The following is a 10,934-nucleotide window of genomic DNA, read 5'->3' on the forward strand; positions in this document are numbered from 1 at the left end:
TTCACGCGGCCCGCTTCACTCGTACGGGTGGGGTGGGCCGCGCGGCTGTCGACGCGAGGACGGGAACAACGTTTCGTCAGTCCCGGAACGTGCGTACGGACTGGCATCCTTGGGACTGTACTCATCACCTACTCGGGCGCCCCGGGAGCCGATCAGCCGTGTCACAGTTGCGTACGGTCCAAGTCCTGGGCGGCGGTGCCGGAAGCAGCGCTCGTGTCAGCTCGCTCGCCGCCGGGCTGGTCGCCAGAGGCGTGCAGGTCACCGTCTGCGCCCCGGCCGGTTCCGGTCACGCGCACGGCCTCCCCGCCTCGGGAACCCGCTTCGTCGCGGTGCCCCGGCGCAGTGATCCCGCTGCCGTCGCCGCCCTCCGCACCGCGTGCACCGGCGCGGACATCGTCCACGCCCACGGCCTGCACGCCGCCGTGCGCGCCGGTATCGCGCTCAGCGGCCGGGGCACCCCGCTGGTGGTGACCTGGCACACCCGAGCCCACGCGGCAGGTGCCCGCGGGCGCCTGCTGCGGATGCTGGAGCGGAAGGCGGCCCGGGCGGCGGCCGTCGTACTGGGCACCTCGTGGGAGCTGGTCGACCGGGCGCGTCGCCGAGGTGCCAGGGACGCGCGGCTCGCTCCGGCGGCGATTCCCGTGAGCCGTGTCACCGGCGCCCCCGACGACGGCAAGGTGCGCGCCGAACTGGGCGCGTTCGGACGGCCTTTGCTGGTTTCGGTGGCCCAGCGCGATCACGACGCGCTGCTGGACGCGGTGCGCGGCTGGCGCGCGCTGGACCCCGCGCCCCTGCTGGCCGTCGTGGGGGAGACGCACCGGACCGGCGCCCTGGGGCGCCGGATCGCGACGGAGGGCCTGCCCGTCGTCCTCGCGGGCGGACCGGACGACATCGGTGATCTCCTCGCCGCCGCCGACATCGCCGTCCTGTCCGGCCGGGGAGACGGCGGCCCGCTGCTCGCCCATGAGGCACTGAGGCTCGGCATCCCCCTGGTAGCCGCCCGGGTCGACGGACTGCCCGAACTCGTCGGCGACGCGGCGGAACTGGTGCCGCACGGGGACGCCGAGGCGCTCTCCGAGGCCGTCGTACGGCTCCTCGCCGACCCCGGTCGACGGCAGCGGCTCGCCGAGGCGGGGCGCGCGCAGGCTGCGGGCTGGCCGACCGAGGACGACACCATCGCCCATGTGCTCTCCGTGTACGACGAGTTGGCGACCCCCGCGGCGGCCGGCTGAGCCGCTACGGGCGCCGGCTGGGCAGACAAGGGCGGCCGGCGGGGCCGCGGGGCACCCCTGTCGGCTCAGCCCGTGTGCCTGCGGGCCCGCAGGGCCAGGCTCAGGGCCAGCACCGACTGGGGGTCGTCCAGATCGGTGTCGAGCAGCTCGCCGATGCGGGCCAGCCGGTTGTAGAGCGTCTGCCGGTTCAGATGGAGTTCGCGTGCGGCCTCTGCCTTACGGCCCGCGTGCGCGAGGAACGCCTCCAGCGTGGGCAGCAGCGCGGGGCGCGAGGTCCGGTCGTGTTCGAGCAGCGGTCCGACCGCCCGGTCCACGAAGGACGCCAGATCCGGCTGGTCCCGCAGCCGCCACAGCAGCAGATCGATGTCCAGACGGCGCGCGTCCCACCAGGGCCGGTCCCCGAGCCCCTGCGCGGCGGTCGCGGCCTCGGCCGTGTGCCGCAGTCCCGCGCCTGCTGCCGCCCAGCCGCCCGCCTCCCCGACGACCACGGCCAACGGCGTGCGGTCCCCGGGCCGTTCCAGCCCCGCCCGGTCGGCCCCGGCCCGCAGCGCCGCCGCGACCCGGTCCGCGAGCGCCGTGCGCGTGGTCCCCGGGCGCAGCGCCAGCAACAGCGGCACCCTCCCCTCCACCGGGCGCACCCCCACCAGCACCGGCGCCCCCACCGCCGCGAGCTCCTCCGCCACCGCCCGGGCCAGCAGCGCCCAACTGCCCGAGGGCGCCGACCCGGGGGCCAGCCTCATCACCACCGGGAGCAGCGGGTCCCCGCCCGGCCTGAACCCCAGGACGCCGGCCTGCGCGGGAGCGTCCCCGGGAGCGATCCGGCCCTCGGCGAGATCGGTGAGGAAGTCACCGCGGCCCCGAGCCGCGACCTCCTCCTCCTGCCGGGCCTGCATCAGCACGACCGCCAGGATGCCCGCGGCCCGCTCGGCGGCCATCCGGTGCACCGTCAGCAGCGGCCCGGACACCGCGAGCAGGACCAGCCGGGCCCGTACGGCCCCCGTGCCCGGCCCGCCGCCCGGCACCTCCACCAGAACGGCACCGGCGGGAGGTGCCTCGCGTGCCCCGGGTGCTCCGCGCAGCCCCTCCCAGACCTGCAGCGGGCCGGCGCCCACCGGACCGGTCCCCGGGCCGGCCGCGAACAGCAGCCGGCCGTCAGGGGTCTCCAGGAAGACCGGGTTCGAGGCGAAGTCCGCCAGGATCCCCAGGACCTGCGGTACACCGCCGCCGCCCAGGACCGCCTGAGTACACCGCCGGTGGACCTCCTCCGCACGCTGGAGCAGGGCGTAGTGGCCGTTGACGATCTCGGTGTGGATCTCCTCGGTCACCGCGACGAACGGCACCTCGCGGTGCAACTGGACGAGCGGCAGCCCCGCCGTACGCGCCGCCTCCACGATCGCCGAGGGCAGCCGGCCGAAGCGCGGGCCCAGTTCCACCACCAGGGCGGCGATGCCGCGGTCCGCCAGCCTGCGGACGAAGGCGCGCTGTTCGGCGGGCCGGGCCCCCAGGCCGAGCCCCGTCGTGAGCAGCAGCTCCCCGCCCTTGAGGAGGGCGGGGATGTTGGGCGCCTCGCCGGCGTGCACCCAGCGCACCGTGCGGTCCAGCCGGTCCGCGCAGGCCAGTACCTCCGGAAGTCCACCGCGCAGCCCCGGCAGTTCCAGCGCCCGCCGCACGGTGATCCCGCCCTCTGTCTCCACCGGCTCCGGCCTCGTGCTTCCACTCGTGCGCCCACGCGCTGGTCCGCCCGGGGCGCGAACGGCCCCGGCCAGGAAGCTACCGGGCTCCGCGGGGCCCCGTCACACCATGGCCACCGCGGGCTTGACGTTGTGATTGAGGTGGAACACGTTGTCCGGGTCGTACCGGGCCTTCACGCGGGCCAGCCGTTCGTAGGCCGCTTCGCCGAACCCGGCCATGACCCGCTCCTGGCCCTCGCGGCCGATGAAGTTGAGGTAGACCGCACCGGTCGCCCACGGCATCATCTCCGCGCGCACGGTGCGCACCCACTCCCTGACCCGCTCGTCGTCCGCCTCGTCCTCCCAGACGCCGAAGGGGTGCACGGCCCAGGGGGAGGAGCGCCAGGGCAGTGGGTAGTCGGCCGGCCCCCGCGCCACCGCACCGCCCAGCGGGAACAGCACGTGCTGACAGTTCGTGGGGACGGGCAGCGTCGCCGAGCTCGCGCAGAAGGCCGCCGCGGCCTCGTCGGGGAAACCGTCCAGGTACTCCGCCGACCAGTAGTTCCGCATGCCGGGCGGGTCGTCGAGCATGCACTGCAGGTCCGCGTAGGGAAGCGTGTCGACGATCTCCGCCTCGTGCTCCAGCGCCAGGAGGGGTGCCGCCACGTCACGTGCCTCCGCCAGCGGCCCGGCGTAGGTGAGCAGCACGGCGCACACCAGGTGGCCCACCAGGGGTTCGGGCACCCACTCCTCGGGCGGCCCGGTGATGTAGATGCAGCCGCCGCCCGCCGGGTCCGGTGCGGACTCCATGACGTCCCGGTAGGCACGGACCGCCTCGGGACCGTTCTCCGGGCGGAAGAGCAGCATCACGATGTTCATCTCGGGCAACTGGTGCAGTCGCAGCGTCAGCGAGGTGACCACACCGAAGTTGCCGCCGCCGCCGTGCAGGGCCCAGAAGAGCTCGGGGTTCTCGTACGCGCTCGTGTGCACGGGGGAGCCGTCCGCGGTCACCACGTCGGCCGCCAGCAGGTTGTCGCACGCAAGCCCGAACGCGCGCTCCAGCCATCCCGAGCCGCCGCCCAGCGTGAAGCCGCCGACGCCGGTCGTGGACACCCTCCCGCCCGTGGTCGCCAGGGAGTGGGGCTGGGTGGCCCGGTCGAGGTCGCTCATCACGGCACCTCCGCCGACACGGGCCGTCCCGGCGCCCGGGTCGACGTCGACCGTGTGCATCCGGCGCAGGTCGACCACGAGACCGCCCTCGCTCAGGGCCATGCCCGCGACGCTGTGGCCACCGCCACGCACCGCGACCTCCAGCTCCTGGTCGCGTGCGACGGCGAGCGCCTTCGTGACGTCCGCCTCCGAGGCGCACTGGGCGACGACCGCGGGTCTGCGGTCGATCATGCTGTTGAAGACGGTGCGTGCCTCGTCGTAACCCGGGTCGCCGGGAACATGGACCTCACCGGTGAAGCCGGAACGAAGACCGGTCACAGCGGCTTCCGGCAGGGAGGTTCGGGGCGTCATGACGTGCCCCCTTCGCAGGGCCTTGCAGGACCTCTCCATCGTAGGTCCGGCCGTGGACATCGGCCGTTCCGCAGAGCCGGCGGGCCCGTGCGGTCACCAGCTCCGACGTACGGCCGCCTTGCCGCCCGTCACCAGACTCGCCGCCGGGACGTCGTCGGCGACGACCGCGCCTGCGGCGATCACGGCGTCCCGGCCGATGCTGACGCCGGGAAGGATCGTGGCACCGGCGCCGATCCACACGTTCTCCGCGACGTCGATGGGCGCCCCGCTCAGCCACCCCCGCCGCTCCCCGGGATCGACCGGGTGGCCGACGGTGATGAACGTGGCCTTCGGGCCGACCATCACACGCTCGCCGAGCCGGATGCCCGCGTAGTCCAGGAACGTGCAGTTCTGGTTGACGAACACCCGCTCCGCGAGGTCCAGGTTCAGGCCGTGGTCCGTGTAGAAGGGCGGATAGATGGTGACTCCGGCCGGCAGCGGCCTGCCGAGGATGCGGCCGAACAGGTCCGCCTTGCCCTCCTCGTCCTCGAAGGGCAGGACGTTCAGGCGGGAGGTGAGCTCGGTGACCCGCAGGACCCTCTCCGACATGGCGCGGAACTCCGGGCTGTGGATGCGCATGAGACGGTCTCCGGACATTTCGGGGATCCTTTCGGGTGCCCGGCCGCCGCCGGGGCCGCCGGGTGCTGGTGGGTCCACGGCCGGGTCACCGGTGCCCGGCCCCGCGCGGGTGTGCGACGCCGGTGTCGCCGGGCCCCGGAGCCCAGGACGGGCGCCAGACCCTGCCGGAGGGCTTCGGCAGGCCTCCGAGGTGGGCGACGACTCCGCCGAGCGCCGGATGCGGATCCCCCTCGGGGAGGAGGAGGGAGAGCGGGTACGCGAGGACCGGATCCACCACGGGGATGCGCCGCAGGTCGTGGGCCGCCGGCCAGACGTACCGGTCGCGTGCCCCGACGAGGGTGGCCACGTCCGGCGACTCCGCGAGGGTCTCCAGGAGCACCTCGTCCCCGAAGTGCGGGCCCGCCGCGTCGATACGCAGGTCGAAGGCGGTGGCGAGCTGATCGTAGAAGTCCGCCCATTCGCTCCGGGGCGCGATCCCGGGAACCCAGATCCGGTGCTTACGCAGCTGCGCCGGCGTCAGCTCCCGTGCGCGGGCGAGCGGATGCGCCGGGCCGACGAGGAGTTCCAGCGGGGAGTCGAACGCGTGGATCATCCGCACCCCGGGCGGCAGCGTGCCCGGGTCCGTGACCGTACGGAACGAGGCGTCCACCTCACCCGCTCCGACGGCGGCGGCCGCCACGCGCGGGTCGTCGACCCGCAGGGTCACCACGTCGAGGCCGGTCCCAGGACGTGACCGCCAGTACTCGTGCAGAACGACGGCCTGCGCGCTCCGAAGGCCGAGCACGTCGATCCGCGGGGCCCGTGAGCCCGGCCTGACCGCGGTGACGGCGCGATCGACGGCCGCGACGGCGCTCCGCGCATGAGGGAGGAACGCCCGGCCGTCGGGCGTCGGCTCGACCCCCCGGGCGGTGCGTGCGAGGAGACGGACGTCCAGCTCGCGCTCCAGGGCGGCGATCCGCTTGGAGACGGCCTGCTGCGTCACGCCCAGCTCGTCGGCCGCCCGCCGCACCTGTCCGAGCTCCGCGGCCCGGACGAACGATCTCAATCCCTCGGTGTCCACAGGTTCACCCTAGGCACGTACAACCGATGGTTGTGTCCCGCCGTGATCCGGTTGTCCCGTCGTGTTCCACGGCGGCGGAACGACGGCGCACCCGCCGGACACACAGGACCGCCCCGGTCGTGCGACCGGGGCGGTCCTGTCCGACGGAAGGGGCAGCGGGTCAGCCCACGTACGCCCCGCTGGCCGTCAGCCGCAGTGCCGTGTCGATCAGGGGCACGTGGCTGAACGCCTGGGGGAAGTTCCCCACCTGCCGCTGGAGCCGGGAGTCCCACTCCTCGGCCAGCAGGCCGAGGTCGTTGCGGAGGGACAGCAGCTTCTCGAAGAGCGGCGGGCCTCGTCGACCCGGCCGATCATCGCCAGGTCGTCCGCCAGCCAGAACGAGCAGGCGAGGAACGCGCCCTCGTCGCCCTCCAGCCCGTCCACACCGGCGTCGTCGCCCTCGGTGGGGTAGCGCAGGACGAAGCCGTCCTCCGTGGACAGCTCACGCTGGATCGCCTCGATCGTGCCGATGACGCGCTTGTCGTCGGGCGGGAGGAAGCCCATCTGCGGGATCAGCAGAAGTGACGCGTCCAGTTCCTTCGACCCGTAGGACTGGGTGAACGTGTTGCGCTCCGGGTCGTAGCCGCGCTCGCAGACGTCACGGTGGATGTCGTCACGGAGCTGGTGCCAGCGCTCCAGGGGCCCTTCCGCGTCGCCCGCCTCGATCAGCTTGATCGTGCGGTCGACGGCGACCCAGGCCATCACCTTGGAGTGCACGAAGTGCCAGGCGCGGCCCGCGGACCTCCCAGATCCCCTCGTCCGGCTCCTCCCAGTGCTTCTCCAGGTACTCGATCAGCTTGAGCTGGAGGCCCATCGCGTAGTCGTTGCGGGTCAGGCCCGTCATGTGCGCCAGATGGAGCGCCTCGGTGACCTCGCCGTACACGTCGAGCTGGAGCTGGTTCGCCGCACCGTTGCCGACCCGGACGGGGGCGGAGTTCTCGTAACCCGGCAGCCAGTCCAGCTCCGCCTCGCCGAGCTCACGCTCGCCCGCGATGCCGTACATGATCTGCAGGTTCTCCGGGTCGCCCGCGACCGCGCGCAGCAGCCACTCGCGCCAGGCACGGGCCTCCTCGCGGTACCCCGTGCGCAGCAGGGAGGAGAGCGTGATCGCCGCGTCCCGCAGCCAGGTGTAGCGGTAGTCCCAGTTCCGCGAGCCGCCGATGTCCTCCGGGAGGGAGGTGGTCGGGGCCGCCACGATGCCGCCGGTGGGCGCGTAGGTGAGCGCCTTCAGCGTGATCAGCGAACGGACCACGGCCTCACGGTAGGGGCCGTGGTAGGTGCACTGCTCGACCCAGTCGCGCCAGAACTCCTCCGTCGCCGCCAGCGACGACTCGGGTTCCGGCACGCTCGGCGGCTCGTGGTGCGAGGGCTGCCAGCTGATGGTGAAGGCGATCCGGTCGCCCGGGGCCACGGTGAAGTCGGAGTACGTCGTCAGGTTCTGGCCGTACGTCTCCGCCTCCGTGTCCAGCCACACCGAGTCGGGCCCGGCGACGGCGACCGTACGGTTGTCGACCTTGTGGACCCACGGGGTGACCCGTCCGTAGCTGAAGCGCATCCGCAGTTCCGAACGCATCGGAACCCGGCCGCTCACGCCTTCCACGATGCGGATGAGCTGGGGAGCTCCGTCACGCGGCGGCATGAAATCGGTCACGCGGACCGTGCCGCGGGGGGTGTCCCACTCCGATTCGAGGACGAGCGAGTCGCCGCGGTAGCGGCGCCGGTCCGCGGCCGGGGGCTCCGCGCCCTCGGGACGGGCGGGGCCCAACCGCCAGAAGCCGTGCTCCTCGGTGCCGAGAAGTCCGGCGAAAATTGCGTGTGAATCGAAACGTGGGAGGCACAGCCAGTCCGCTGTGCCGTCCCGGCAGACCAGGGCTGCGGTCTGCATGTCTCCGATGAGTGCGTAATCCTCGATGCGCCCGGCCACGTGCGTCTCCAGTCGAACGGCCATGTCGCCCCGCAGGGCGCTTACTGCTGGTCAAGGGGTCGTTGTAATAGAACCGACGAGCTCTTGCGCGGGTGAGCGGGCTGGGGTGGAGCCGCTGGGCCGGCCAACTCGGCAGCGAGTGTCCGAGCAGGATACGACGCGGCCGGGGGTTCCGCGCGACTGTCCACAAGTTGTCCGTCTCCTGTCACCGGCGAATGGGTAGGACCTGAAACGGACGTGATGATCTTGTGACGGCCGAGGGGGAGGCATGGCCGGAAGCGGCCTCCCTTCGTCGCTGTTACCCTGGTAGCCCGTGGACCGGTGGTCGTCCCGACAGTGGACGAGGCCCCCGAACCGCAGCGACGGCACCTCCGGAAATCTCCGTGAGGCACGCCGGAACGCACCTCACGATCGCGACCACGGGAGCCCCCTTTGGCTATGCAGCCCACATCCACGACGACCAAGCACATCTTCGTCACCGGGGGTGTCGCCTCCTCCCTCGGCAAGGGTCTGACTGCCTCCAGCCTGGGTGCCCTGCTCAAGGCACGTGGCCTCCGGGTCACCATGCAGAAGCTCGACCCCTATCTCAACGTCGACCCCGGCACGATGAATCCCTTCCAGCACGGTGAGGTGTTCGTCACCAACGACGGCGCCGAGACCGACCTGGACATCGGCCACTACGAGCGCTTCCTCGACGTCGACCTCGACGGTTCGGCCAACGTCACGACCGGCCAGGTCTACAACACCGTGATCGCCAAGGAGCGGCGCGGTGAGTACCTCGGCGACACCGTCCAGGTCATCCCGCACATCACCAACGAGATCAAGCACCGCATCCGCCGCATGGCGACCGACGACGTCGACGTCGTCATCACCGAGGTCGGCGGCACGGTCGGCGACATCGAGTCGCTCCCCTTCCTGGAGACGGTCCGCCAGGTCCGTCACGAGGTCGGCCGCGACAACGTCTTCGTCGTGCACATCTCGCTGCTGCCCTACATCGGCCCGTCCGGCGAGCTGAAGACCAAGCCCACCCAGCACTCCGTCGCCGCGCTGCGCAACATCGGCATCCAGCCGGACGCCATCGTGCTGCGCGCCGACCGGGACGTCCCGACCGCCATCAAGCGCAAGATCTCGCTGATGTGCGACGTCGACGAGACCGCCGTGGTGGCCTGCAAGGACGCCCGGTCGATCTACGACATCCCCAAGGTGCTGCACACCGAGGGCCTGGACGCCTACGTCGTCCGCAAGCTGGACCTGCCGTTCCGCGACGTGGACTGGACCACCTGGGACGACCTGCTGGACCGGGTGCACAACCCCGACCACGAGGTCACCGTCGCACTGGTCGGCAAGTACATCGACCTGCCCGACGCCTACCTCTCGGTCACCGAGGCCATCCGGGCCGGCGGCTTCGCCAACAAGGCACGCGTCAAGGTCAAGTGGGTCGCCTCCGACGACTGCAAGACCCCGGCAGGCGCCCAGAAGCAGCTCGGTGACGTCGACGCCGTCTGCATCCCCGGCGGCTTCGGCGAGCGCGGTGTGGTCGGCAAGGTCGGCGCCATCCAGTACGCCCGCGAGAACAAGGTGCCGCTGCTGGGCCTCTGCCTCGGCCTGCAGTGCATCGTGATCGAGGCCGCGCGCAACCTCGCCGGAATCCCCGACGCCAACTCCACCGAGTTCGACGCCGCCACGAGCCACCCCGTCATCTCCACGATGGAGGAGCAGCTCGCGTACGTCGAGGGCGCGGGCGACCTGGGCGGCACCATGCGGCTCGGCCTCTACCCGGCGAAGCTCGCCGAGGGCTCCCTGGTCCGCGAGGCCTACGCCGGCGAACCGTACGTCGAGGAGCGCCACCGCCACCGCTACGAGGTCAACAACGGCTACCGCGCGGAGCTGGAGAAGAAGGCCGGACTCGTCTTCTCCGGCACCTCCCCGGACAACAAGCTCGTCGAGTACGTCGAGTACCCGCGTGAGGCCCACCCCTACCTGGTGGCCACCCAGGCGCACCCGGAGCTGCGGTCCCGCCCGACCCGCCCCCACCCGCTCTTCGCCGGCCTGGTGAAGGCGGCCGTGGAGCGCAAGGTCGCGGCGCACGGAACGGGTGCCGACGCGTAAGGCGATACGGTTGACCGGGGTACGGATCCTTCACGGGATGCGTGCCCCGGTTTCTGTTTGTTCGTGGGAGGACGTACATGGGTTTCCAGGACACACCCGAGGAGTGGCCGGTCACCGCGACGGTGACCCCCTTCACCGGTAACAAGACCAGCGTCCGCACCGACGACGTCGTGATGCCCGACGGAAGCGTCCACAGCCGCGACTACCAGGTCCACCCCGGTTCGGTGGCCGTGCTCGCGCTCGACGCGGACGGCCGGGTCCTCGTCCTGCGGCAGTACCGGCACCCGGTCCGCCACAAGCTCTGGGAGATCCCGGCGGGGCTGCTCGACATCCCCGGCGAGAACCCGCTGCACGCCGCCCAGCGGGAGCTCTACGAGGAGGCACACGTCAAGGCCGAGGACTGGCGGGTGCTGACCGACGTCTACACGACGCCCGGCGGCTGCGACGAAGCCGTACGCGTCTTCCTCGCCCGGGACCTCTCCGAGGCCGAGGGCGAGCGCTTCGAGGTCTCCGAGGAGGAGGCCGACATGGAGCAGGCGCGGGTGCCGCTCGACGAGCTCGTGCGCGGGGTGCTCGCCGGCGACCTGCACAACAACTGTCTGGTCGTGGGTGTGCTGTCGCTCACGGCCGCGCTCGCGGGCGACGGGGTCGACTCGCTGCGCCCGGCCGAGGCGCCCTGGCCGGCCCGGCCGTTCGAGGCCTGAGCCGAGCCCGGCTCTCCGTCGTACCTGCGGCCCGGCCCCTGCCGGGCCGCAGGTCGT

7 protein-coding genes and 1 pseudogene are annotated in these 10,934 nt (G+C 72.4%); 3 read left to right on the forward strand and 5 right to left on the reverse strand.

All coding sequences use genetic code 11. The annotated features are described in order from the left end of the window. The first annotated feature begins 158 nt into the window (after nt 1-158). Nucleotides 159-1,232, forward strand: a complete 1,074-nt coding sequence (locus tag P8A20_RS28950) for a glycosyltransferase family 4 protein (RefSeq protein ID WP_306104506.1) — start codon at nt 159-161, stop codon at nt 1,230-1,232. 65 nt (nt 1,233-1,297) lie between these two features. On the opposite strand, the gene P8A20_RS28955 is transcribed toward P8A20_RS28950, so the two are convergent. The 5 genes and pseudogenes from P8A20_RS28955 to P8A20_RS28975 all read right to left on the reverse strand — a co-directional run bounded on the left by P8A20_RS28955 (nt 1,298) and on the right by P8A20_RS28975 (nt 8,088). Next, nucleotides 1,298-2,926: a PucR family transcriptional regulator gene (locus P8A20_RS28955; protein ID WP_306104507.1), complete on the reverse strand. Its 1,629-nt coding sequence runs from the start codon at nt 2,924-2,926 to the stop codon at nt 1,298-1,300. A gap of 99 nt (nt 2,927-3,025) precedes the next feature. Continuing rightward, the gene (locus tag P8A20_RS28960) at nt 3,026-4,423 is read right to left on the reverse strand and encodes an FAD-binding oxidoreductase (RefSeq protein WP_147962092.1); all 1,398 of its coding nucleotides are present in this window, start codon (nt 4,421-4,423) and stop codon (nt 3,026-3,028) included. Between the two features lie 93 nt (nt 4,424-4,516). Beyond that, nucleotides 4,517-5,059, reverse strand: coding sequence for a DapH/DapD/GlmU-related protein (locus P8A20_RS28965; RefSeq protein ID WP_306104508.1), 543 nt, complete (start codon nt 5,057-5,059; stop codon nt 4,517-4,519). A gap of 67 nt (nt 5,060-5,126) precedes the next feature. Next, nucleotides 5,127-6,101, reverse strand: a complete 975-nt coding sequence (locus P8A20_RS28970; protein ID WP_147962094.1) for a LysR family transcriptional regulator — start codon at nt 6,099-6,101, stop codon at nt 5,127-5,129. Nucleotides 6,102-6,261: 160 nt separating this feature from the next. Then, nucleotides 6,262-8,088: pseudogene (locus P8A20_RS28975) on the reverse strand (glycoside hydrolase family 15 protein). A gap of 414 nt (nt 8,089-8,502) precedes the next feature. Between P8A20_RS28975 and pyrG the strand changes: the two are divergent. Both pyrG and P8A20_RS28985 read left to right on the forward strand, forming a co-directional pair. Beyond that, the gene (gene pyrG, locus P8A20_RS28980) at nt 8,503-10,173 is read left to right on the forward strand and encodes a CTP synthase (protein WP_306104509.1); all 1,671 of its coding nucleotides are present in this window, start codon (nt 8,503-8,505) and stop codon (nt 10,171-10,173) included. Nucleotides 10,174-10,250: 77 nt separating this feature from the next. Then, on the forward strand, nt 10,251-10,877 hold the full coding sequence (locus P8A20_RS28985) for an NUDIX domain-containing protein (RefSeq protein WP_306104510.1): 627 nt from the start codon (nt 10,251-10,253) through the stop codon (nt 10,875-10,877). Nucleotides 10,878-10,934 lie beyond the last annotated feature (57 nt).

The sequence above is a fragment of the Streptomyces sp. Alt3 genome (assembly GCF_030719215.1).
GTDB classification, from domain to species: domain Bacteria; phylum Actinomycetota; class Actinomycetes; order Streptomycetales; family Streptomycetaceae; genus Streptomyces; species Streptomyces glycanivorans.